Annotated in this window: 24 protein-coding genes; 17 read left to right on the forward strand and 7 right to left on the reverse strand. The window is 59.3% G+C overall.

The features are described 5' to 3' along the window. Positions 1-26 precede the first annotated feature (26 nt). From odhB to ACM6G4_RS04280, 7 genes are all read left to right on the forward strand, one after another. Positions 27-1,247 carry a 2-oxoglutarate dehydrogenase complex dihydrolipoyllysine-residue succinyltransferase gene (odhB, locus tag ACM6G4_RS04250; protein ID WP_056721685.1) on the forward strand — a complete coding sequence of 407 codons (1,221 nt, stop codon included), beginning with the start codon at positions 27-29 and terminating at the stop codon, positions 1,245-1,247. A 98-nt stretch (positions 1,248-1,345) separates the two neighbouring features. Then, positions 1,346-2,782: a dihydrolipoyl dehydrogenase gene (gene lpdA, locus ACM6G4_RS04255; protein WP_007998079.1), complete on the forward strand. Its 1,437-nt coding sequence runs from the start codon at positions 1,346-1,348 to the stop codon at positions 2,780-2,782. 198 nt (positions 2,783-2,980) lie between these two features. Next, positions 2,981-4,147, forward strand: coding sequence for an ADP-forming succinate--CoA ligase subunit beta (gene sucC / locus ACM6G4_RS04260; RefSeq protein WP_007919879.1), 1,167 nt, complete (start codon positions 2,981-2,983; stop codon positions 4,145-4,147). Then, positions 4,147-5,028: a succinate--CoA ligase subunit alpha gene (gene sucD, locus ACM6G4_RS04265; RefSeq protein WP_007919877.1), complete on the forward strand. Its 882-nt coding sequence runs from the start codon at positions 4,147-4,149 to the stop codon at positions 5,026-5,028. The genes sucC and sucD overlap by 1 nt, the downstream gene beginning before the upstream one ends. Positions 5,029-5,428: 400 nt before the next feature. Then, positions 5,429-6,742, forward strand: coding sequence for a branched-chain amino acid transport system II carrier protein (gene brnQ, locus ACM6G4_RS04270; RefSeq protein ID WP_056721686.1), 1,314 nt, complete (start codon positions 5,429-5,431; stop codon positions 6,740-6,742). Between the two features lie 194 nt (positions 6,743-6,936). Next, positions 6,937-7,674: a DUF599 domain-containing protein gene (locus ACM6G4_RS04275; protein ID WP_056721688.1), complete on the forward strand. Its 738-nt coding sequence runs from the start codon at positions 6,937-6,939 to the stop codon at positions 7,672-7,674. Then, positions 7,674-8,075 (forward strand): MAPEG family protein, encoded by a 402-nt coding sequence (locus tag ACM6G4_RS04280; protein ID WP_056721690.1) that lies wholly within the window; start codon positions 7,674-7,676, stop codon positions 8,073-8,075. The genes ACM6G4_RS04275 and ACM6G4_RS04280 overlap by 1 nt, the downstream gene beginning before the upstream one ends. A 67-nt stretch (positions 8,076-8,142) precedes the next feature. Here ACM6G4_RS04280 and ACM6G4_RS04285 read toward each other — a convergent pair whose 3' ends face one another. Beyond that, on the reverse strand, positions 8,143-8,415 hold the full coding sequence (locus tag ACM6G4_RS04285) for a hypothetical protein (RefSeq protein WP_056722291.1): 273 nt from the start codon (positions 8,413-8,415) through the stop codon (positions 8,143-8,145). A gap of 157 nt (positions 8,416-8,572) precedes the next feature. Between ACM6G4_RS04285 and ACM6G4_RS04290 the strand changes: the two genes are divergently transcribed. The 4 genes from ACM6G4_RS04290 to ACM6G4_RS04305 all read left to right on the forward strand — a co-directional run bounded on the left by ACM6G4_RS04290 (position 8,573) and on the right by ACM6G4_RS04305 (position 12,280). Next, positions 8,573-9,049, forward strand: coding sequence for a PaaI family thioesterase (locus ACM6G4_RS04290; RefSeq protein ID WP_056721692.1), 477 nt, complete (start codon positions 8,573-8,575; stop codon positions 9,047-9,049). After that, positions 9,046-9,498, forward strand: a complete 453-nt coding sequence (locus ACM6G4_RS04295) for a PaaI family thioesterase (RefSeq protein ID WP_414913119.1) — start codon at positions 9,046-9,048, stop codon at positions 9,496-9,498. Before ACM6G4_RS04290 ends, ACM6G4_RS04295 begins: the two co-directional genes overlap by 4 nt. A gap of 81 nt (positions 9,499-9,579) precedes the next feature. Next, positions 9,580-11,484: a molecular chaperone HtpG gene (gene htpG / locus ACM6G4_RS04300; protein ID WP_414913120.1), complete on the forward strand. Its 1,905-nt coding sequence runs from the start codon at positions 9,580-9,582 to the stop codon at positions 11,482-11,484. A gap of 67 nt (positions 11,485-11,551) precedes the next feature. Continuing rightward, positions 11,552-12,280: a dienelactone hydrolase family protein gene (locus tag ACM6G4_RS04305; protein WP_414913121.1), complete on the forward strand. Its 729-nt coding sequence runs from the start codon at positions 11,552-11,554 to the stop codon at positions 12,278-12,280. Positions 12,281-12,427: 147 nt separating this feature from the next. Here ACM6G4_RS04305 and ACM6G4_RS04310 read toward each other — a convergent pair whose 3' ends face one another. The 5 genes from ACM6G4_RS04310 to purM form a co-directional block, all read right to left on the reverse strand. Beyond that, positions 12,428-13,288 (reverse strand): pirin family protein, encoded by an 861-nt coding sequence (locus tag ACM6G4_RS04310; RefSeq protein ID WP_414913122.1) that lies wholly within the window; start codon positions 13,286-13,288, stop codon positions 12,428-12,430. Between the two features lie 62 nt (positions 13,289-13,350). After that, complete coding sequence (locus ACM6G4_RS04315; protein ID WP_414913123.1) at positions 13,351-13,767, reverse strand: OsmC family protein; 417 nt, start codon at positions 13,765-13,767, stop codon at positions 13,351-13,353. Between the two features lie 142 nt (positions 13,768-13,909). Next, the gene (locus ACM6G4_RS04320) at positions 13,910-14,623 is read right to left on the reverse strand and encodes a DUF3108 domain-containing protein (RefSeq protein ID WP_056721701.1); all 714 of its coding nucleotides are present in this window, start codon (positions 14,621-14,623) and stop codon (positions 13,910-13,912) included. A gap of 8 nt (positions 14,624-14,631) precedes the next feature. After that, the gene (purN, locus tag ACM6G4_RS04325) at positions 14,632-15,282 is read right to left on the reverse strand and encodes a phosphoribosylglycinamide formyltransferase (protein WP_056721703.1); all 651 of its coding nucleotides are present in this window, start codon (positions 15,280-15,282) and stop codon (positions 14,632-14,634) included. After that, positions 15,282-16,340: a phosphoribosylformylglycinamidine cyclo-ligase gene (gene purM, locus ACM6G4_RS04330; RefSeq protein ID WP_007984558.1), complete on the reverse strand. Its 1,059-nt coding sequence runs from the start codon at positions 16,338-16,340 to the stop codon at positions 15,282-15,284. The genes purN and purM overlap by 1 nt, the downstream gene beginning before the upstream one ends. Before the next feature lie 386 nt (positions 16,341-16,726). Between purM and ACM6G4_RS04335 the strand changes: the two genes are divergently transcribed. The 6 genes from ACM6G4_RS04335 (at position 16,727) to ACM6G4_RS04360 (ending at position 22,063) form a co-directional block, all read left to right on the forward strand. Then, positions 16,727-17,779, forward strand: a complete 1,053-nt coding sequence (locus ACM6G4_RS04335; RefSeq protein WP_056721705.1) for a DUF2066 domain-containing protein — start codon at positions 16,727-16,729, stop codon at positions 17,777-17,779. A gap of 36 nt (positions 17,780-17,815) precedes the next feature. Next, the gene (locus ACM6G4_RS04340; protein WP_056721707.1) at positions 17,816-18,889 is read left to right on the forward strand and encodes an AI-2E family transporter; all 1,074 of its coding nucleotides are present in this window, start codon (positions 17,816-17,818) and stop codon (positions 18,887-18,889) included. Between the two features lie 231 nt (positions 18,890-19,120). After that, a complete protein-coding gene (gene hda, locus ACM6G4_RS04345; protein WP_007984552.1) occupies positions 19,121-19,825 on the forward strand; it encodes a DnaA regulatory inactivator Hda in 705 nt (234 codons plus the stop codon). Between the two features lie 222 nt (positions 19,826-20,047). Next, positions 20,048-20,680 (forward strand): C40 family peptidase, encoded by a 633-nt coding sequence (locus ACM6G4_RS04350; protein ID WP_056721709.1) that lies wholly within the window; start codon positions 20,048-20,050, stop codon positions 20,678-20,680. 165 nt (positions 20,681-20,845) lie between these two features. After that, positions 20,846-21,382 carry a C40 family peptidase gene (locus ACM6G4_RS04355; RefSeq protein ID WP_008049713.1) on the forward strand — a complete coding sequence of 179 codons (537 nt, stop codon included), beginning with the start codon at positions 20,846-20,848 and terminating at the stop codon, positions 21,380-21,382. An 18-nt stretch (positions 21,383-21,400) separates the two neighbouring features. Continuing rightward, entirely contained in the window at positions 21,401-22,063 is a 663-nt protein-coding gene (locus tag ACM6G4_RS04360) for a class I SAM-dependent methyltransferase (RefSeq protein WP_414913124.1), read from the forward strand. Between the two features lie 24 nt (positions 22,064-22,087). Here the strand turns inward: ACM6G4_RS04360 and ACM6G4_RS04365 are convergent, their stop codons facing one another. Next, a complete protein-coding gene (locus ACM6G4_RS04365) occupies positions 22,088-23,401 on the reverse strand; it encodes a PQQ-dependent sugar dehydrogenase (protein WP_414913125.1) in 1,314 nt (437 codons plus the stop codon). Positions 23,402-23,437: the final 36 nt, after the last annotated feature.

The following is a 23,437-nucleotide window of genomic DNA, read 5'->3' on the forward strand; positions in this document are numbered from 1 at the left end:
AAACCGAATTTAAGGAACCACAGACAATGGCTATCGAGATCAAAGCCCCCACTTTCCCGGAATCGGTTGCCGATGGCACCGTTGCCACCTGGCACAAGCAACCGGGCGACGCGGTCAAGCGCGACGAACTGATTGTCGACATCGAAACCGACAAAGTCGTGCTGGAAGTGCTGGCTACCGCTGACGGCGTGCTGGGCGCTATCGTCAAGAACGAAGGCGAAACCGTTCTGTCCGACGAAGTCCTGGGCTCCATCGTTGAAGGCGGCGCTGCTGCTGCCGCTCCGGCTGCCGCTGCTGCTCCGGCCGCTGCTGCCGCTGCTCCAGCTGCCGGCGCTGACGAAGACGCTATCGCAGCTCCAGCTGCTCGCAAGCTGGCCGAAGAAAACGGCATCAACCTGGCTTCCGTCAAAGGCACCGGCAAAGATGGTCGTGTAACCAAGGAAGACGTGGTTGCCGCTGTCGAAGCCAAGAAAGCTGCTCCTGCTGCCGCACCTGCCAAGGCTGCTGCTCCGGCTGCCGCTGCTCCTGTGTTTGCCGCTGGCGATCGCATCGAGAAGCGCGTACCGATGACCCGCGTTCGTGCCACCGTGGCCAAGCGTCTGGTTGAAGCTCAATCGAACATGGCGATGCTGACCACTTTCAACGAAGTCGACATGACTGAAGTCATGGCACTGCGTTCGAAGTACAAGGACCTGTTCGAGAAGTCCCACAACGGCGTGCGCCTGGGCTTCATGTCGTTCTTCGTGAAAGCGGCCACCGAAGCGCTGAAACGCTTCCCGGCTGTCAACGCCTCGATCGACGGTGGCGACATCGTTTACCACGGCTACGCTGACGTCGGCGTTGCAGTTTCCAGCGATCGCGGCCTGGTTGTACCGGTTCTGCGTAACGCCGAACTGATGAGCCTGGCTGAAATCGAAGGCGGCATCGCCACCTTCGGCAAGAAAGCCCGCGACGGCAAACTGTCGATGGACGAAATGACCGGTGGTACTTTCACCATCACCAACGGTGGTACTTTCGGTTCGATGATGTCGACCCCGATCGTCAACCCGCCACAAGCCGCCATCCTGGGCATGCACAACATCATCCAGCGTCCGATGGCCATCAACGGTCAGGTCGTTATCCGTCCGATGATGTACCTGGCACTGTCCTACGATCACCGTCTGATCGATGGCAAAGAAGCTGTGACCTTCCTGGTGACCATCAAGAACCTGCTGGAAGATCCGGCTCGTCTGTTGCTGGATATCTGATAGAAGCAGCCATGAGCTGCAAGCCCGTGCTGTCGGAAAACCCGCAGCCTGGCTTGCCGCTCGCGGCTTGAAGCTTTTCGCTAAAGAGGATTTTTTGAATGTCGCAGAAATTTGACGTAGTAGTGATCGGCGCGGGCCCTGGCGGTTACGTGGCTGCCATCAAGGCCGCTCAGCTGGGCCTCAGCACTGCCTGCATCGAGAAGTACACCGACAAGGAAGGCAAACTGGCTCTGGGCGGTACTTGCCTGAACGTCGGCTGCATTCCATCCAAGGCCCTGCTGGACAGCTCGTGGAAATTCCACGAAGCCCAGGACGGTTTCGCGATCCACGGTATCAATCACGCTGGCGTGACCATGGACGTGCCAGCGATGGTCGGCCGCAAGGCCAACATCGTCAAAGGCCTGACCTCCGGCGTTGCGACCCTGTTCAAAGCCAACGGTGTGACCTCTATCCAGGGTCACGGCAAGCTGCTGGCCGGCAAGAAAGTCGAAGTCACCAAGCCTGATGGCTCGGTAGAAATCATCGAAGCCGAAAACGTCATCCTGGCTCCAGGTTCGCGTCCGATCGACATTCCGCCAGCTCCGGTTGACCAGAATGTGATCGTCGATTCGACTGGCGCCCTGGAATTCCAGTCCGTGCCTAAGCGTCTGGGCGTGATCGGCGCTGGCGTGATCGGTCTGGAATTGGGTTCGGTCTGGTCGCGTCTGGGCGCGGAAGTGACTGTCCTGGAAGCCCTGGACACCTTCCTGATGGCAGCGGATACCGCTGTTTCCAAGGAAGCGCTGAAAACCCTGACCAAGCAGGGTCTGGACATCAAGCTGGGCGCTCGCGTAACCGGTTCCAAAGTGAACGGCGACGAAGTCGTGGTGAACTACACCGATGCCAAGGGCGAACAGAACATCACTTTCGACAAGCTGATCGTAGCCGTTGGTCGCCGTCCGGTGACCACTGATCTGCTGGCAGCCGACTGCGGCGTGACCCTGGACGAGCGCGGTTTCGTGCACGTTGACGATCACTGCGCCACCACCGTACCGGGCGTCTACGCCATCGGTGACGTGGTTCGCGGCATGATGCTGGCGCACAAGGCCTCGGAAGAGGGCATCATGGTTGTCGAGCGCATCAAGGGCCACAAGGCCCAGATGAACTATGACCTGATCCCTTCGGTTATTTATACTCACCCGGAAATCGCGTGGGTCGGTAAAACCGAGCAGGCCTTGAAAGCTGAAGGCGTTGAAGTTAACGTCGGCACCTTCCCGTTCGCAGCCTCCGGCCGTGCCATGGCTGCCAACGACACCGGTGGTTTCGTCAAGGTCATCGCAGATGCCAAGACAGACCGCGTACTGGGCGTCCACGTGATTGGCCCAAGCGCTGCAGAACTGGTTCAGCAGGGCGCGATCGGTATGGAATTCGGCACCAGCGCTGAAGACCTGGGCATGATGGTTTTCTCCCATCCGACCCTGTCTGAAGCCTTGCACGAAGCTGCTTTGGCAGTGAATGGCGGCGCTATTCACATCGCCAACCGCAAGAAGCGTTAAGACATAATAAGAAACCACGGCGGTTTGGCCCGTCGTGAGCCTTGCATGCAAGACTCACCGCGGAATATCCGCTGGACGCAGTCTTGCATAGCTGCACCGGGTACCCGGAAAGGCTATGCAAGCAGCAGTCACAGGTGGTGCGGCACTTGAATGAGTGCAGCACCGAATGCGCAGTACCTAACGAAGACGGTAAAAAGCATGAATCTTCACGAGTATCAGGGTAAGCAGCTGTTCGCTGAATACGGCCTGCCAGTTTCCACTGGTTATGCAGTAGACACCCCGGAAGCAGCAGCAGAAGCTTGCGACAAAATCGGCGGCAGCGAGTGGGTTGTCAAAGCCCAGGTCCACGCCGGTGGTCGCGGTAAAGCGGGCGGCGTAAAGCTGGTTCGCAGCAAAGAAGACGCCAAAGCCTTCGCACAGCAGTGGCTGGGCAAGCGTCTGGTGACTTACCAGACTGACGCCAATGGCCAGCCAGTCACCAAGATCCTGGTTGAATCGTGCACTGATATCGCTAAAGAGCTGTACCTGGGCGCTGTCGTTGACCGTTCGAGCCGTCGCATCGTGTTCATGGCTTCCACCGAAGGTGGCGTGGACATCGAGAAAATCGCTCACGACACTCCAGAAAAAATTCTGAAAGCCACTATCGATCCACTGGTTGGCGCTCAGCCATTCCAGGGTCGCGAGCTGGCATTCCAGCTGGGTCTGGAAGGCAAGCAAGTTGCCCAGTTCGCCAAGATCTTCGTAGGTCTGGCCAAACTGTTCAAGGATCACGACCTGGCCCTGCTGGAAGTGAACCCGCTGGTGATCAAGGCTGACGGCGATCTGCATTGCCTGGACGCCAAGATCAACATCGACGCCAACGCCATGTACCGTCAGCCTAAGCTGAAGACTTTCCACGATCCGTCGCAGGACGATCCGCGCGAAGCGCACGCTGCCAAGTTCGAACTGAACTACGTAGCGCTGGAAGGCAACATCGGTTGCATGGTCAACGGTGCTGGCCTGGCCATGGGTACCATGGACATCGTCAACCTGCATGGCGGCAAGCCAGCCAACTTCCTCGACGTGGGCGGCGGTGCTACCAAGGAACGCGTTACCGAAGCGTTCAAGATCATCCTGTCCGACACTAACGTCGCTGCAGTACTGGTCAACATCTTCGGCGGCATCGTTCGTTGCGACATGATTGCCGAAGGCATCATCGGCGCTGTGAAAGAAGTCGGCGTGAAAATCCCGGTTGTTGTTCGCCTTGAAGGCAACAACGCTGAGCTGGGCGCTAAAGTACTGGCAGAAAGCGGTTTGAACATCATCGCTGCTACCAGCCTGACCGACGCTGCTCAACAAGTTGTCAAAGCTGCGGAGGGCAAATAATGAGCGTCCTGATCAATAAAGACACCAAAGTTATCTGCCAGGGTATTACCGGTTCGCAAGGTAGTTTCCACACCCAGCAAGCCATCGAGTACGGCACCAAGATGGTTGGTGGTGTAACTCCAGGCAAAGGCGGCACCGAGCACCTGGGCCTGCCAGTGTTCAACACCGTGAAAGACGCTGTAGCTGCCACTGGCGCCACCGCCAGCGTGATCTACGTTCCGGCTCCTTTCTGCAAGGACTCGATCCTGGAAGCTGCCTTCGGCGGCATCAAGCTGATCGTGTGCATCACCGAAGGCATTCCTACCCTGGACATGCTGGACGCCAAAGTTAAGTGCGACGAGCTGGGCGTAGTCCTGATCGGCCCTAACTGCCCAGGCGTGATCACCCCAGGCGAATGCAAGATCGGCATCATGCCAGGTCACATTCACTTGCCAGGCAAGGTCGGTATCGTTTCCCGTTCCGGCACCCTGACCTACGAAGCTGTGAAGCAGACTACTGACGCCGGTTTCGGTCAGTCGACTTGCGTCGGCATCGGTGGTGATCCGATCCCGGGTTCGAACTTCATCGACATCCTGAAGCTGTTCCAGGAAGACCCGAAGACCGAAGCGATCGTGATGATCGGTGAGATCGGCGGTTCGGCTGAAGAAGAAGCGGCTGCCTACATCAAGGCACACGTGACCAAGCCGGTTGTTTCCTACATCGCTGGTGTGACTGCTCCTCCGGGCAAGCGCATGGGCCATGCTGGCGCAATCATCTCTGGCGGCAAAGGCACTGCAGACGAGAAATTCGCTGCTCTGCAAGACGCAGGCGTTAAAACCGTGCGTTCGCTGGCAGACATCGGCAAGGCCCTGGCCGAGCTGACCGGTTGGGCTGTCAAGTAAGCCTCGCGCTTAGCTTGCAACTCTGCTGACAAAGGCCACCTTCGGGTGGCCTTTGTCGTTTCCGGCATTTGTGTTGGCTGTGCTGGCCTCTTCGCGGGCAAGCCCGCTCCCACAGGTGGACGCATTCCAATGTGGAACGAGACTGCTCGCGATGGCGGACTTACTGGCGACAACCATTAACATGCGAAAACGCGACACAAAGATGTCGTGCATCGGAATGTTCGCCCTCTAACAGTGCGTTTCTGGTCCAAATTCGTTAGGCTACGCGCCATTTTTGCGTCTGCGGCCCACAAGGCGGCAACGCGCTAAAAGGGTCGGTCTTATACGGACTGACAGCATTTCCCTCACCCATAGGGAAATCCCTCTCTAAATTCCGATTCAGTAGTGTGGTATTTCCTTAATGAAAGTGTTGAAAGGCCAGGACATCCTGGCACTTGGTTTTATGACGTTTGCCCTGTTCGTCGGGGCTGGCAACATCATCTTCCCGCCTATCGTCGGTTTGCAGTCCGGGCCCAATGTCTGGATGGCGGCGCTGGGTTTCCTGGTCACGGCGGTCGGTCTGCCGGTGATCACCGTTGTGGCGCTGGCCAAGGTCGGCGGTGCAATGGATGCCTTGAGCAGCCCGATCGGTAAAGTCGCCGGTGGCCTGCTGGCAGCGGCTTGTTACCTCGCTGTTGGCCCGCTGTTCGCGACGCCACGTACCGCGACGGTATCCTTCGAAGTGGGCCTGGCGCCGCTGACCGGCGAGAGCCCGCTGGCGCTGTTCCTGTACAGCTCGGTGTACTTCCTGCTGGTGTTCTTCATCTCGCTGTATCCGGGCCGTTTGCTCGATACCGTAGGGCGCTTCCTCGCGCCGCTGAAGATCATCGCCCTGGCCGTGCTGGGCATTGCAGCTTTCGCCTTGCCGGCCGGTGACATTGGCCAGGCCACGCCTGAATACGTGGCGGCGCCGTTCTCCCAAGGCTTCATCAATGGTTACCTGACCATGGATACCCTGGGCGCGCTAGTGTTCGGCATCGTCATCGTCAACGCCATCCGTTCCCGCGGCGTCGAGTCGCCAGCACTGATCACCCGTTATGCGATCATCGCCGGTTTGATCGCCGGCGTGGGCCTGGCACTGGTGTATGTCAGCCTGTTCCGTCTCGGTTCGGGCAGCCATGAAGTGGCCGCTGGCGCTACCAATGGCGCGGCGGTATTGCATGCTTACGTGCAGCACACCTTCGGTTCGCTGGGCAGCGGCTTCCTGGCCGTGCTGATCTCCCTGGCGTGCCTGGTGACCGCGGTCGGCCTGACCTGTGCTTGCGCCGAGTACTTCAGCCGTGTGGTGCCACTGTCCTACAAGACGCTGGTGATCATCCTCGCCGCGTTCTCGCTGCTGGTGTCCAACCTGGGCCTGACCAAGCTGATTGCGTTCTCGATCCCGGTGCTGACCGCGATCTACCCGCCGTGCATCGTTCTGGTGGCGTTGAGCTTCTGCAAGGACTTCTGGCATGAGCAGGGTCGTATCCTCGGCCCGGTGATGCTGGTGTCGTTCATCTTCGGCCTGATCGATGCCCTCAAGGGTGCAGGCCTGGCGGACTGGATGCCAACGCAAATGGCCCACCTGCCGCTGAGCGAGCAGGGCCTGGCCTGGCTGGTGCCGTCGGTGATGACACTGGTGGTCGCGGTGGTCTGCGATCGCCTGCTGGGCAAGCGCGCCGAAGCCTTGGCTTAAGTCGCTTCACGACCCGCCACAAGCGGGTCTTGAGCAAAAACAGAAATGCCCCGTATCAATCGATACGGGGCATTTTTTTTGTGAGGGATGCGGTGTCTTTTCCGTTGAGCTAACGTCGAAGCACTGCAACACCCTTTGTGGGAACTCGCTCCCACAGGGTCTGTGTAATCCGCATTTACTTCACAAGGACCTGCATGTCGTTCATCCAAGCCAACCTGATCCACCTTCTTGCCGCCGTCTGGTTCGTTATCTGCTGGGGCGGGTACACCCGCTATGCCACATGGAAAGGCCGTGACACCGCGTGCCTGGCCAGTGTGCTGCACCTGTATCGAGAAGACTGGATGCGCCGCATGCTGCTGCGCGACAACCGAATCGCCGATGCCAGCGTGATCGGCAATCTGGAACGCAATGCTTCGTTCTTTGCCTCCAGTACGTTGATTATCCTGGCCGGTATTCTCACGGTATTGGGGGCTTCGGAACGGGCGGTATCGTTGCTGGCGGATATCCCGATGGTGCAACAGGCGTCTCAGGGCATGTCGGAAATCAAGTTGCTGTGCCTGGCGCTGGTGTTTGTCTATGCGTTCTTCACCTTCAGTTGGTGCATGCGCCAGTACAACTTTGCCGCGGTACTGGTGGGTTCGGCGCCGATGGTCGGCGAGCGCCATGTGTCGGAGCAGGAACGCAAGGCATTCGCTTCCCGCGCCGCCCGCGTCATCTCCATGGCCGCCAACCAGTTCAACTTCGGATTGCGTTCCTACTACTTCGGCATGACCATGCTGGCCTGGTTCGTCAGCCCGTGGCTGTTCATGTTGATGAGTGCCGGTGTCGTATTCGTGTTGTACCACCGCGAGTTTCATTCCGACGTACTCGACGTGATGGTCTATACCCCTACAGAGGCGCCGTTGCCGGAGGTAATCAAAGAGGCTGCTTGATGAGTATTCCATTCTGGTGCGTGTTTATCAGTGCGGTGTTGATTTATCTGGCGCGAATGCCCGTGACCAGGGCCATGAAAGAGCAGGGTGGTTACGATAACCACCTGCCGCGCCAACAGCAGATGCAACTCACGGGGCTGGGTGCCCGGGCGGTGGCAGCGCATCAGAACAGTTTCGAAGCCTTCATGTTGTTTGCGGTGGGTGTGTTGATGGCGCATACCACGCAGACGGCGGGCTGGCTGATCGACTGTCTGGCGATCATCTTCGTGATCACGCGGGTTATTTATCTGGTGTGTTACTGGAAGGACCTGGCCTGGCAGCGCAGTCTGGTTTGGCTACTGGGATTAATCTGTTCGCTGTTGTTGATGATTAGTCCGACTTTTCGAACGTTTTTGCTCTAACCACTTTTTTCAAGGCAAAAGAAAACCCGCACTTGGCGGGTTTTCTTTTGCCACGCTAAAAACCGTATTAGTTCTTAGGTGCTTCCGGAGCGGCTGGAGTGGCTGGAGCAGCCGGAGCAGCCTCTTTTGCCGCTTCAGCGTTCGATTCAGCCTGATCTTTGGCGGCTTCGGCGTTTTCTTTCGCAGCGTCGTTCACTTTATCCTGAGCTTTGCTCATGTCTTGCTGAGCTTGCTCAGCATGTTTGGCAGCATCTTGAGCTTTGTCCTCGGATTTTTTATCGCAGGCCGCGAGACCGAGGGAAGCGGTCAACATCAAGGCAATAGCTAAAGTCTTACGCATGGGGTGTTTCTCCTGATGAAAAGCATCTACTGGCATTAAGAGCCCACGCATCAGGGTTAAGTTCCATAATTCTTTCAGATATATAAGTTTGCTCTAGCGCGGAACTTTTACCCGGGCCGCCACCGCACTGTACGGACATAAACAAGGGCTTTATCAAATGGCTGAAAACCCCGTTTTTGAGCGTGCGAAGCGCTTTTTGTCAGCGCTGCGACATTGCCAGGTACTTGGACTAAGCGTTCACAGCGCCAGCAACGAAGGGCTGACGATTGTACTGCCTTACAGCCCGCAGATCGTCGGCAATCCCGAAACCGGCGTGATTCATGGCGGAGCGCTGACCTCGTTGATGGATACCGCCTGTGGCATGGCGACCCTCTGCGTGCTCCCGGAATTCGAAGTCTGCCCGACCCTCGACCTGCGCATCGACTACATGCACGCCGCCGAGCCGCATAAGGATGTCTATGGCTTTGCCCAGTGCTATCGGGTCACCACCGACGTGATTTTTGCCCGTGGCTTCGCCTATCAGGATGACCCCGGGCAACCCATTGCCCATGTGATGGGCACTTTCATGCGCATGGGCAAGCACATCAAGGGCACCAAGGGTTTTGGTGGCGCGGTTACCGGAGGTGCGCAATGAACGAGTCGATCAAGGATCAATTGCAAAAGGCCCACGAGCAGGGCGATTACGCCGCGCTGCTGGATTTGATTCCCTATGCTCGGCTGATCGGCGTCGAATGTTCGCGGGTGGGGGATGAGTTGCTGTTCAAGCTGCCTGCGAACAAGGACAACATTGGCAACCCTTTGTTGCCGGCGATTCATGGCGGTGTGATCGCCGGTTTCATGGAATTGGCCGCGGCGCTGCACCTGTTGGTGTTTGCCGGATCGCCCGGGGTGCCGAAGATCATCGACTTCTCCCTGGATTACCTGCGAGCCGGGCAATTTCGCGATACCTGGGCCCGATGCCAGGTCTGGCGCCAGGGACGCCGGGTCGCCAATGTGGCGATTACCGCCTGGCAAAGCACCGAAGCCGAACCCATTGCCACGGCCCGTGCACATTTCAAACTCGAAGAGCCCTTGAAATCCTGAACTCAGCCCCAAACTCTGAGGACAACCCGCCGTCGACCCTCATGGTCGCGGCTTATGCCATCTGATTGGAGTTTGATGACCATGAGTGTGGAAACTCAAAAGGAAACCCTGGGCTTCCAGACCGAGGTGAAGCAACTGCTGCATCTCATGATCCATTCGCTGTATTCCAACAAGGAAATTTTCCTTCGCGAATTGATCTCGAACGCCTCTGACGCTGTCGACAAATTACGTTTCGAAGCCCTGGCCAAGCCAGAGCTGCTGGAAGGCGGCACCGAACTGAAAATCCGTGTGAGCTTCGACAAGGACGCTAAAACCGTCACCCTCGAAGACAACGGTATCGGCATGAGCCGCGAAGACGCGATCACCCACCTGGGTACCATCGCCAAGTCCGGCACCGCCGATTTCATGAAGCACCTGAGCGGCGACCAGAAGAAAGACTCGCACCTGATCGGCCAGTTCGGTGTCGGTTTCTATTCCGCATTCATCGTTGCTGACAAAGTCGATGTGTACAGCCGTCGTGCCGGCAGCGCTGCCAGCGAAGGTGTGCACTGGTCGTCCAGGGGCGAAGGTGACTTCGAAGTGGCGACCATCGACAAGGCCGAGCGCGGAACTCGCATCGTCCTGCACCTGAAATCCGGTGAAGACGAGTTCGCCGATGGCTGGCGCCTGCGCAACATCATCAAGAAGTACTCCGACCACATCGCCTTGCCGATCGAGCTGCCGAAAGAAGTGGCCGCTGCCGAAGGCGAAGAGCAGCCGGCCGTTGAGTGGGAAACCGTCAACCGCGCCAGCGCCCTGTGGACCCGTCCGCGTACCGAGATCAAGGACGAGGAATACCAGGAGTTCTACAAGCACATCGCTCACGATTTCGAAAACCCGCTGAGCTGGAGCCACAACAAGGTCGAAGGCAAGCTCGAATACAGCTCGCTGTTGTACGTGCCGACCCGTGCGCCGTTCGACCTGTACCAGCGTGAAGCGCCGAAAGGCCTGAAGCTGTACGTGCAGCGCGTGTTCGTCATGGATCAGGCCGAGTCCTTCCTGCCACTGTACCTGCGCTTCATCAAGGGTGTGGTCGACTCCAACGACCTGTCGCTGAACGTGTCGCGGGAAATCCTGCAGAAAGACCCGATCATCGACTCGATGAAGTCGGCGCTGACCAAGCGCGTCCTGGACATGCTGGAAAAACTGGCGAAGAACGAGCCTGAGCAATACAAGGGCTTCTGGAAAAACTTCGGTCAGGTCATGAAAGAAGGCCCGGCAGAAGATTTCGCCAACAAGGAAAAAATCGCCGGCCTGCTGCGTTTCGCATCGACCCATGGCGACGATGGCGAGCAGGTTGTTGGCCTGGCCGAGTATCTGGCGCGTGCCAAGGAAGGTCAGGACAAGATCTACTACCTGACTGGCGAAACCTACGCCCAGGTCAAAAACAGCCCGCACCTGGAAGTCTTCCGCAAGAAAGGCATCGAAGTGCTGCTGTTGACCGACCGCATCGACGAGTGGTTGATGAGCTACCTCAGCGATTTCGACAGCAAGAGCTTTGTCGACGTGGCACGCGGTGACCTGGACCTGGGCAACCTGGACTCGGAAGAGGACAAGAAGGCCGCGGAAGAAGTCGCCAAGGCCAAAGAAGGTCTGGTCGAGCGAATCAAGTCTGCCTTGGGCGATGCTGTCAGCGAAGTACGGGTTTCCCATCGTCTGACCGATTCCCCGGCGATTCTGGCCATCGGCGAGCAGGAACTGGGCATGCAGATGCGTCAGATCCTGGAAGCCAGCGGCCAGAAGGTACCGGATTCCAAGCCGATCTTCGAATTCAACCCGGCTCACCCGCTGATCGAGAAGCTCGACGGTGAGCAGAGCGAAGAGCGTTTTGGCGACCTGTTGCACATCCTCTTCGATCAGGCGGTTCTGGCTGTCGGCGACAGCTTGAAAGACCCGGCCACCTCTGTGCGCCGGCTGACCAAGTTTCTGGTTGAACGTTCGGTTTAACCGCGTTGCAGAAAAACCCGCTTCGGCGGGTTTTTTCATTCTGGTGTTCAATAATCAGGAGTCAGAAATGAGCCAAATCACTGTACGTTCCGTTGCCTATCAGATTGACGGCCAGGCTTACGAAAGCCGTCTGGCCTTTGATGCCGACCATAAAGGCCCGCGCCCGGGGTTGTTGATGGCGCCGAACTGGATGGGTGTCAGCGCCGGTGCCGAAGAGATCGCCAAAGCAGTGGCATCCAAGGGTTATGTGGTGTTGATCGCTGACCTTTACGGTCAATCGGTTCGTCCGACGAACAATGACGAGGCCGGCGCGGCCATGATGCCGTTGAAGAATGACCGCCCATTGCTGCGCAAGCGCATGCAAGTGGCGTTCGAGCAGCTGCAGGGGCAGGGCGAGGTGGCTGTCGATACTTCGAAACTGGCCACTTTCGGTTTCTGCTTCGGCGGCTGCTGCGCCCTGGAATTCGCCCGTACCGGCGCGCCGGTGAAGGCCGCGGTGTCGTTCCACGGCACGCTGGACACGCCGAACCCTGCTGATGCGAAGAACATCAAGGGTAAGGTCCTGGTGCTGCACGGTGCCGCCGATCCGCTGGTGCCGAAGGAGCAGTTGCCGGCGTTCGAAGATGAAATGAACGCGGCGGGTGTGGATTGGCAGTTGCTGAGCTACGGCGGTGCGTTCCACTCGTTCACCGACCCGCACGCCAACGTGCCGGGGATGATGATGTATGACGCCAAGGTGGCTGCCCGGGCGTTCACGTCGATGCACAATCTGCTGGATGAAGTGTTCAAGGGCTGATCTGTTGCCTGACACCGACTTTGTCAGAGCCTGAACCGGCCCCTTCGCGAGCAAGTCGAATCGTCGCACCGCCGCTCCCACATTTAACCGCGTTCCAATGTGGGAGCGGGCTTGCTCGCGAAGGCGGTTCCACAGGCAACTAAAATCTCAGGGCAATTCGATCCGCTCAACTTCCCCCGGCACCGTCGGCCAGTCCCCGGCCGCCCAACGCCGGCGTGCCTCATCAATCGCCGCCGGATCGCTCGCGACAAAATTCCAGTTGATCCGTCGTGGCCCGTCCAGCGGAGCACCGCCGAACAACATGGCGTGACTGTCGCTTTCAGCAAACAGAGTCATCTCCTCCCCCGCAGGCAGTACCACCAGCGAGTACGGCTCTATCGACTCGCCATCGAGTTGCACATCACCGCTCAACACATACAGCGCGCGTTCTTCATGCTCGGTGGGAATCAGCAATGTGGTCGCCGTTTGCAGGTGCAGTTCCGCATACAGCGTAGGAGAAAGCACCGGCACGGGCGATTCCAGGCAAAAGCCTGACCCGGCAATCATGCGAATCTTCACTCCCAGGTTTTCGCTGACCGGCAATGTGGACGCCGGATGGTGGCTGTAATGCCCCGGACCTTGCTCTTTGTCCTTGGGTGAAGCCAGCCAGATCTGCAGGCCGTGCATCGTGAAACCGCTTTCTTTCAGAGCCTCGGGTGTGCGTTCGACGTGGGCGATGGCACTGCCGGCCGTCATCCAGCTGACGTCGCCAGTCCCGACCACTTGATCGGAACCGAGACTGTCCTTGTGCTGGATCTGCCCCTGGAACAAGTAGGTGAGGGTGGACAGGCCAATGTGCGGATGCTGGCGGATGTTCATGCCTTTGCCCGGTGGATAACGGGTTTCCAGCATGTGGTCGAAAAACACGAATGGCCCGACGCTGCGGCACTTGGCTGATGGCAGCGGGCGAAGAATCGGCTGGCCTTCGACATCTTCGGTGCGGGGGCGGATCACTAGCGGAGTGTTCATGGTGCGTTCCAGGCTGAGCGGGTAATGCGTTCGAGCATAACCCGCTTGGGCAGCCCTTGCCGCTATTGGCTGAACGCGCCTTCGGACAAGTGCGTTTCGATGCTGACTTCAGAGGTGGTCATCAGCTTGTGGATCGGGCAGCGATCGGCCACGCGGTGCAGTTCATCGCGCTGGGCGTCGGTGAGTACGCCCTTGAGGGTCAGTTTGACGTGCAGCGCGTACTGGCCTTTCTGTTCCAGGTTGTTGTCGCGCTTGACCTCGACGCCGACACCGGTCAGCGGGATGTCTTTCTTCCTGGCATACAGCTTCAGGGTGAGGGCTTTGCAGGCACCCAGCGCGGCATCGAAATAATCGTGCGGTTCCGGAGCCGAGCCCTCTCCGCCAGCCGTGACGGGCGCGTCGGCGAAGAGTTCGTGGTCATCGATCTGGACGCTGTGGCGCAAACCTTCGGCGGAGACGGTATTGACGGTAACAGTCATGGCAAACCTCGCAGGCGACAGGAAAACTCATTCGATCAAAAAAGACCTTGAAGGTATAGAGCCATCGCGCTTGTCGGGTGTTCCAATTTTCAGAACCCACAAAAAAGCCCCGCGACTGCGGGGCTTTTTGTATCGATCCGGATCAGCTGCCTTTGACCGGCTTGCCGTTGACCGTACCGTCCAGGAGCATGATGTTGTATTCCTTGCCGTCGGTTTCGACTTGTTGCAGGCGGACCAGCAGGTAATCCCAATCCTTGGCGAACCACATCACGGTGATGCGTTTGTTTTGTGTCGGGTCGCGTACACGTTCAACCTTGATCGCATCGATCTTGCCGGCCTTGGTGTCGACCTTTTCAGCGCCCAGCACGCGGAAGTCATAGGTATCGACTTCACCGCCGTCGACCACCTGATAACTCATGCTTTTTTTGCCGGCGGCGACGTCGTGCTGCAGAGCCAGTTGGTAGCTGGATTTGTCGAGCATGCCGCGGTTCAGCGGAACCTTGACCGCGTCGCCGCGATCGGTGCCGGTGACCATCTTGGTGTTCCAGTCGAAATCCAGATCCGCTTTCTTGGCCTTGCCCAAGCCGCCACGTTCAAAGTGATACGACTCTGGAAGAAGCGTGTCCTTGTCCATGGTGAGGGTACTTTCCTCGGACAGGCTGGCGATCATCATCGATGCCTTGAAACTCAGTTTCCATTTGCCATCGCTGGTTTTTTCGAGGTTGCGCTCGGCAGTGCCACTCATGGGCAGCTGTTTCCAGTCGGCGGTGTAGCTGGCGGAGAAAGGTTGAAGGTCTGCCGCCTGGGTCAAGGGCAAGGCGAGCAGAGCGCAAGCGAAGAGCAGGGCGCGACGCATAAAATCTCCTAGTTTCGAATCAAGTGGCCGCTGGCCGCGAGTAGCTGTCCATCCAGTAAAGCACCTTGCTCGCCGAGGGCCAGACGACCTTCGGCGAACCAGCGTACGGCCATCGGGTAGATCAGGTGTTCCTGAACATGGACCCGCTGCGCCAGACTCTGCGGCGAATCCTGTAACTCTACCGGTATTACAGCCTGTACGACCAGTGGTCCGCCATCGAGTTCCTCGGTGACGAAGTGCACGGAGCAGCCGTGCTCGGTGTCGCCGGCCTCCAGCGCGCGCTCATGAGTGTGTAACCCTTTGTATTTGGGTAGCAGCGACGGATGGATATTGAGCAGGCGACCCTGATAATGGCGTACGAAACCAGCGCTGAGAATGCGCATGAATCCGGCCAGAACCACGAGTTTGGGGTTGAAGGCGTCGATCAGTTCGATCAGCGCGGCGTCGAAGGCCTCGCGACCTTCGAAAGCCTTGTGATCCAGGGCGCGGGTATCGATACCCGCGTCACTGGCGCGCTGCAGGCCGTAGGCGTCGGCGCGGTTGGAAATCACCGCAGCGATGCGGGCCGGGCTGTCGCCGGTCCGCGTGCTGTCGATCAAGGCCTGCAAGTTACTGCCGGTGCCGGACAACAGCACCACGACATCACAGGTCTTAGGCATCAGTGAGCCTTGAGGTTCTTCAGTTCAACCTGAGCCGCGCCTTCGGCAGCGGTGGAGATCTGGCCGATGACCCAAGGCTGTTCGCCCGCTTCGCGCAGAACGTTCAGGGCAGTTTCCACGTGCTCCTGAGCGACGCAGATGACCATGCCCACGCCGCAGTTCAGCACGCGGTGCATTTCGTTCTCGTCAACGTTGCCTTTCTCTTGCAGCCAGTCGAACACTGCAGGGCGGTTCCAGCTGGCCACGTCAACCACGGCCTGAGCGCCTTTTGGCAGAACGCGCGGGATGTTGTCCAGCAGGCCGCCACCGGTGATGTGGGCCATGGCTTTGACTGCGCCGGTTTCCTTGATCAGCTTGAGCAGCGGCTTCACGTAGATACGGGTCGGGGCCATCAGCAGGTCGGTCAGCGGCTTGCCGTCGAGCTGGGTGTTCTCGATGTCGGCACCGGACACTTCGATGATCTTGCGGATCAGCGAGTAGCCGTTGGAGTGCGGGCCGGAAGATGGCAGGGCGAGCAGGGCATCGCCGGCAGCGACCTTGGAGCCGTCGATAATTTCGGATTTTTCCACGACGCCGACGCAGAAACCGGCCAGGTCGTAGTCTTCACCTTCGTACATGCCCGGCATTTCAGCGGTTTCGCCGCCAACCAGCGAGCAGCCCGACAGTTCGCAGCCAGCGCCGATGCCAGTCACAACCTGGGCGGCGGTGTCGACGTTCAGTTTGCCGGTGGCGTAGTAGTCGAGGAAGAACAGCGGCTCGGCGCCGCACACCACCAGGTCGTTGACGCACATGGCAACCAGATCGATACCGATGCTGTCGTGTTTGTTCAGGTTCAGTGCCAGGCGCAGCTTGGTGCCGACGCCGTCAGTACCGGAAACCAGCACAGGCTGCTTGTAGCCGGCCGGGATTTCGCAGAGGGCGCCGAAACCGCCCAGGCCGCCCATGACTTCCGGGCGCGCAGTGCGCTTGGCGACGCTCTTGATGCGTTCGACCAATGCTTCACCGGCGTCGATGTCTACACCGGCGTCCTTGTAGCTCAGGGAGGGTTGCTTGCTCATGATCCAGGCCTTTAGGGGGGGATTTCTGGGTAACGACCGAGTCCGTCGGGAGCGCCGAAACTGCGTAGGCGAGAACCATGCGCGCTATTCGGACACTACCCGGCTGTTGCCGGTCTGCGAAGGCGCGCGATTTTATCAGGCTTGAGGCGCAGCGGCCATCCTCAGGCCGACAGCAGGGCCATATCCGGTCAAAAAAAACCGTTGATGCGCGGTGTCGGTGGCATCCTGCATGGCTGTATAAGGTATCGCGATTAACCGTCTATCGTTATGACAGTGCGAAAACTTACCCGGAGCGTGTGAATGTTTTGCGTCGGGCAACGGTCACAGTCTTGCTCGATCGTCTTCATGCGGTCTGTTCCAGCCGCTCTTGTCATCAGGAATCTTCCATGCGTTTTTGTAAATTCTTGCTTGTGAGTTGTTTGTCAGTGGTCAGCCTGGTCAGTCAAGCCGAAACCGTCAAAGGCCTTTACCTGGTGCGCGAGCCGGTGAATGGCCAGTCGCCCGAGGAGCGCGACCAGGCGACCCAGCGTGCGTTGGACACGCTCGTGTTGCGCCTGACCGGCGACCCCAAGGCCGCGCAAAGCCCGGGGCTGGCGGCAATTCGCAAAGACCCGCAACAGATCATCAGCCAATACGGTTTTGAGGCCGGGCCGCCGGAAGTCCTGAAGGTCGATTTCGACCCGGGCACCACCGAGCAGGCCTTGCGTCGTGCCGGCCTGGCCATGTGGGGCGCCAATCGACCGTCGATCCTCGGCTGGTGGTTGAATGATTCCACCGAGGGTTCAAGCCTGGTGGGCGACGGCCAGGCCAGCGCGATGCCGTTGCGTCGGGCTGCCCAGCACCGTGGCTTGCCATTGCGCTTGCCGTTGGCGGACCTGAACGAACAGATCGTCGCCACTGCGCCGAATCTGGAAGGCGCAGATCCCGCGCCTTTGCTTGCGGCATCGGAACGCTACAACGCCGACGCCCTGCTCGCGGTACACGCCAAGGAGGAGGGCGGGCAGTGGCAAGCCAAGTGGCAATTGTGGCTGGGGGATAAAAAAGAGGCGGGCAGCGTGCAAGGCGCCGATCAGGCCGCCGTGGCCGATGCGGTGATGCTGGCGGTCAACGAGCGCCTGGCGCCGCGGTTTGTCGCCAAACCCGGTGCTTCGAGCGAGCAACTGCTGGAAGTGCAAGGCATGAATCTTGAGCACTACGCGTCACTCGGACGTTTGCTGGAACCGTTTGGCGGGCGTGTGCAAAGTGTCGAGGGCGACCGGATTCTCTATCGGGTCAACGGCAGCGTCGATCAACTGCGTGCGCAACTGTCGCTGGCGAGGCTGCAGGAAGCGCCGGCGGGTCAGGTTCCGGCCCCGGTAGCGCCCGTTCAGCCAGCCGCCGGCAGCCCGGCGCCAGCCGCCGCGCCGGCCCCGATCCCGCAATTGCGTTTTCGCTGGTAGTTTTTCTTTCTTTATATAGAAGCAATGGAGTGGTTCATGGCCGATACGCGGCGTTGGTTCTGGCTCGGTGGGGTGGTCCTGCTGTGTGTGTTTGTCTGGTTGTTGCATCCGATCCTCACGCCGTTCCTGGTGGCGCTGCTGTTGGCCTACCTGTTCGACCCGCTGGTGGATCGGCTGGAGAAGGCAGGCCTGTCCCGAACCTGGGGTGTCGTGGCGGTATTTACCCTGTTTACCTTGATCTTCACCGCGCTGCTGTTGGTGTTGGTGCCGTTGCTCGCCAGGCAGTTGTTTCGTTTATATGAACTGGCTCCGCAGATGCTCGACTGGCTGCAGCACACGGCGTTGCCCTGGGCGCAATCGAAGTTCGGCCTGTCGGACGGTTTCTGGAAGTTTGACAAGCTCAAGGCCGCCATCAGCGAGCATATGAGTCAGACCACTGATGTTGTCGGCGTAGTGTTGAGCCATGCCACGGCCTCGGGGCTGGCGTTGATTGGCTGGCTGGCGAACCTGGTGCTGATTCCGGTGGTGAGCTTCTACCTGTTGCGCGATTGGGACCTGATGATGGCCAAGGTCCGCAGCCTGTTGCCCCGTGATCGTGAGGCGCGCGCGGTGTCGCTGGCGGGTGAATGCCATGAAGTGCTCGGAGCGTTCGTGCGCGGGCAGTTGCTGGTGATGGTGGCCCTGGGTGTGATCTACGCAGCCGGCCTGATGCTGGTCGGGTTGGAACTGGGCCTGCTGATCGGCCTGATTGCCGGCCTGGCGGCGATCGTGCCGTACATGGGGTTTATCATCGGCATTGGCGCGGCGCTGCTTGCTGGGTTGTTCCAGTTCGGTGGTGATCTTTACCCCATGCTCGGCATTGTCGCGGTGTTCATGGTCGGTCAGGCGCTGGAGGGTATGGTGCTGACCCCTTTGCTGGTCGGTGACCGGATTGGCCTGCACCCGGTGGCGGTGATTTTCTCGATCCTGGCCGGTGGTGAACTGTTTGGCTTTACCGGTGTGCTACTGGCATTGCCGGTCGCCGCGGTGATCATGGTGCTGGTGCGCCATGTGAATGATTTGTATAAGGATTCTGAGATCTATAGAAGGGGCGACGAGCCGCAGGTTTAAGGGGGGGGCAATAGGCGATGGCGGGCTGCCCGGGTTCGTACCGGATCAGTCTGCTGGCTTCGCCCGACTGTCACATGCACCGCCAAAGAATCTGTCACAAAACCGGTGCATTAACGCAAACCTTTGATTTTGCTTGTGGTCTGTCGCATTGTGCGGCCCGCTTCACGGGTATAAACTTCGCAAACTTTACATAGAGGCCACTAACGGTTCCTTTGGAACTGTTCAGTCAGCATGAAACCGATTCAGCTGCCCCTAGGTGTGCGTCTGCGTGACGACGCCACCTTTATCAACTACTACCCAGGCGCCAATGCCGCTGCACTCGGCTATGTCGAGCGGCTGTGCGAAGCCGACGCCGGCTGGACCGAAAGCCTGATCTATCTTTGGGGCAAGGACGGGGTAGGGCGTACGCACCTGTTGCAGGCCGCTTGCCTGCGCTTCGAGCAATTGGGCGAGCCGGCGGTGTACCTGCCGTTGGCCGAGTTGCTCGATCGCGGCATCGAAATCCTCGACAACCTGGAACAGTACGAACTGGTCTGCCTGGATGATTTGCAAGTGGTTGCCGGGCGAGCGGACTGGGAAGAGGCGCTGTTCCATCTGTTCAATCGCTTGCGTGACAGCGGTCGACGCTTGCTGATTGCCGCATCGACATCCCCGCGTGAGCTGCCGGTGAAGCTGGCGGATCTCAAATCCCGCCTGACCCTGGCCTTGATCTTCCAGATGCGTCCGCTGTCCGATGAGGACAAACTGCGTGCCCTGCAATTGCGCGCATCCCGTCGCGGCCTGCATCTGACCGATGAAGTCGGGCATTTCATTCTGACTCGCGGTACCCGCAGCATGAGTGCGCTGTTCGAGTTGCTCGAGCGTCTCGACCAGGCCTCCCTCCAGGCTCAGCGCAAGCTGACAATCCCGTTTTTGAAAGAAACCCTCGGCTGGTAAACCCGCTGAAACCGGAGCTTTTAGGCGGTTCGGCATCTTTCAGGCGCCAGATATCCCGCTTTCCTGCAAGGTTGCAGGCCGCGTGCATGTTTAAAATGGGCTTAAGCGCTTAGATGTAAACGAGAAACGGATAAGTCACAAAAACATCGATTGAATTTGCAAATGAGGTTGATAGCGGGCATAGTCTCGGCTTCTTTACAACTATCAGCCACGGTCGTGCCCATGCTAAATCGCTTCGCACCCCTCGTGCCTCTCGCACTCGTCACCCTGTTGTTCGGTTGCGCTGCCCACACTCCAGTGGCCCAGCAAGCTCCGCAACAGCAGGTTCAACACTCGGCCACTGCCCAGTCTTCCGCTCTCTTTCAGGAAGAGCTGGCTACCGAAAAAGAACTCGCAGACTTCGCTGGCGGCAAGTCCTACCAGCTTCCAGTCCTGGCCGACAGCATCCTCGAACGTGGCATGTCCCTGATCGGTACCCGTTACCGTTTCGGCGGTACTTCTGAAGCCGGCTTCGATTGCAGTGGTTTCATCGGTTACCTGTTCCGCGAAGAAGCGGGCATGAACCTGCCACGCTCCACCCGCGAAATGATCAACGTGGACGCTCCGCTGGTCTCGCGCAGCAAGCTTGAGCCGGGCGACCTGCTGTTCTTCGCAACCAACGGTCGTCGTGGTCGCGTCAGTCACGCCGGGATCTACCTGGGCGACAACCAGTTCATCCACTCCAGCAGCCGCCGCAGCGGTGGTGTGCGCATCGATAGCCTGGGCGACAGCTACTGGAGCAAGACCTTCATCGAAGCCAAGCGCGCCCTGGCAATGGCACCTAACGCATCGCCAATCGTCACTGCACGCAAATAAGCGGACAATTTGTAAGGCGAACTTAAAGTCTTACTTGAAGTTTGTCGTGTAGCCGCTAGAATCTTGATCTACAAATGATGGCAAACCGCCTGCGTCCAACGCAGGCGGTTTTCTTTTCTGCGCTCCCCGCAGAAAAAGCCGCAGCCAGATCAGGATGTTCTGCTTATGACGACGTCGGCCCGCCTCGCAATCATGTTCTTCGCAGCGCTGCTCAGTGCCTGCGCCAGTCGCACACCGCCTCCTGCGCCGGTGGTTCGTGCTCCCATCGTATTTGGCTCGTCACAAGCGTTTTCGCCCGAAGCGGAAGACGTGCTGTTTCGCGCCCTTGGGCTGGTGGGCACGCCTTATCGCTGGGGTGGCAACACACCGGATTCCGGGTTTGATTGCAGCGGCCTGATCGCTTACGTGTACCGCGATGTCGCCGGCATTGCCTTGCCGCGCACCACGCGCGAGATGATCTCCATGCAAGCGGCGAATGTGGGCAAGGAAGGCTTGCAGACCGGCGACCTGCTGTTCTTCGCCACCAATGGCGGTTCCCAGGTCAGTCATGCCGGCATCTACGTGGGAGAAGGGCGTTTCGTCCACGCGCCGGCCACCGGTGGCACCGTGAAGCTCGACAGCCTGTCCAAGGCGTATTGGCAAAAGGCTTACCTGAGCGCCAAGCGTGTGCTGCAGCCTGAACATTTGGCGCGCAATCCATAACTTCCGGAGCCGGTGGTCATGACTGCTCGCACGCTCAATCTCGACGACGATCTGTACCAATACCTGCTCGATGTTTCCCTGCGCGAAACGCCGCTGCTCAAGCGCTTGCGCGATGAGACCCAGGCGCTGCCGATGGCACGCTGGCAGGTGGCACCCGAGCAGGGGCAGTTTCTAGCTTTGCTGGTAAAGCTGACGGGGGCCAGGCGCTTGCTCGAAGTCGGCACTTTTACCGGCTACAGCGCACTGTGCATGGCGGCGGCATTGCCTGCTGGCGGTTCGCTGATTTGCTGTGACATCCCTGGCAACTACAACGCCATTGCACGGCGCTATTGGCAGGAAGCGGGGCTAGCCGAACGGATTGACCTGCGACTGGCCCCGGCGCTGGACACCCTCGCCGAGCTTGAGCGGCAAGGGCAGGGCGGGCAGTACGACCTGGTGTTCATCGATGCCGACAAGGCCAGCTACCCGGCTTATCTGGAACACGCCCTGCGTTTGCTGCGGGGCGGTGGGCTGGCAGTGTTCGATAACACGTTATGGAGCGGGCGCGTGCTCGAGGCCAGCCCCGAGAGCGCGGACACCCGGGCGATCCAGGCACTCAATCGGGCGTTGAAAGACGATGTGCGGGTGGATCTGTCGTTGTTGCCGTTGGGTGACGGGCTCACACTCTGTCGCAAACGCTGAGCCCGCTCCCACAGGTCAAGTGACTTACTTGACTGCCGAAACCCGCCACACCTTGTTCCCCACATCATCAGCCACCAACAGGTCACCCTGTCGGTCGATCACCACGCCCACCGGGCGGCCCATGGCTTGGTCCTTGTCGTTGAGAAAACCTGTGAGCACTTCAACGGGCTTTCCGGCAGGTTTGCCAGCGCTGAACGGCACGAAAATCACTTTGTAGCCGCTGTGGGGGTTGCGGTTCCATGAGCCGTGCTGCCCGATGAATGCCCCTTGAGTGAAGGGCGGTGGCAGCTTGCTGTTTTCGGCGAAGGTCAGGCCCAGTGATGCCGTGTGCGGGCCGACGGCGTAGTCCGGGGCGATCGCCTTGGCCACCAGGTCGGGGTTTTGCGGCTCAACGCGAATATCGACATGCTGGCCGTAGTAGCTGTACGGCCAGCCATAGAATGCGCCGTCTTTCACCGAAGTGATGTAGTCCGGAACCAGGTCGCTGCCGATTTCATCCCGTTCGTTGACCGCGGTCCACAGCGCGCCACTGTGCGGTTCCCAGGCCATGCCGTTGGGGTTGCGCAGACCGGAGGCGAAGATCCGCTGCTGGCCGGTGGCGCGATCCACTTCCCAGATCGCCGCGCGACCTTCTTCCTTGTCCATACCGTTTTCGGCGACGTTGCTGTTGGAGCCCACGGTGACGTACAGCTTGCTGCCATCCATGCTGGCGATGACGTTTTTCGTCCAGTGGTGGTTCAGCGGGCCACCCGGCAGGTCGACCACCTTGATCGGCGGCGACTTGATCTGCGTATCGCCACTTTCATAGTGAAAGCGCAGCAGGCGATCAGTGTCGGCCACATACAGGTCATTACCGACCAGGGTCATGCCGAAGGGCGAGTTGAGGTTCTGCAGAAACACCGTGCGGGTTTCCGCGACGCCATCGTGGTCCTTGTCGCGCAGCAAGGTAATGCGGTTGGCGCTGGGCACCCTGGCCCCGGCGCGGCCCATGACTTTCTTCATGACCCAGCCGCGAATGCCTTTGCCGTCTTCGGGTTTGGGTGGTGCATTGGTTTCCGCCACCAGCACATCGCCATTGGGCAGCACATAAAGCCAGCGGGGGTGATCCAGGTCCTCGGCAAAAGCGGCCACTTGCGTGCCCGTGGCGGCGATGGGTTTCGCACCCTGTGGCCAGCCGATGGCCGGGGCGATGTTCACGGTCGGAACCAGTGTCTTGTTGGGTTCTGGTAGTCGGGGTGATGGGCCGGTGCCATCGGAGACTTGCAGGCGGGAGGTCTCGCCACAAGCGGCGAGCCCTCCGCAGAGCGCGATAACGAGAGCGAGCGGGGGCGTGCGCATGCTGGTCTTCCCTATGAATGCCTTGTTCTAATCATA

This window comes from Pseudomonas sp. IT-P258 (assembly GCF_949767825.1).
Classification (GTDB): domain Bacteria; phylum Pseudomonadota; class Gammaproteobacteria; order Pseudomonadales; family Pseudomonadaceae; genus Aquipseudomonas; species Aquipseudomonas monachiensis.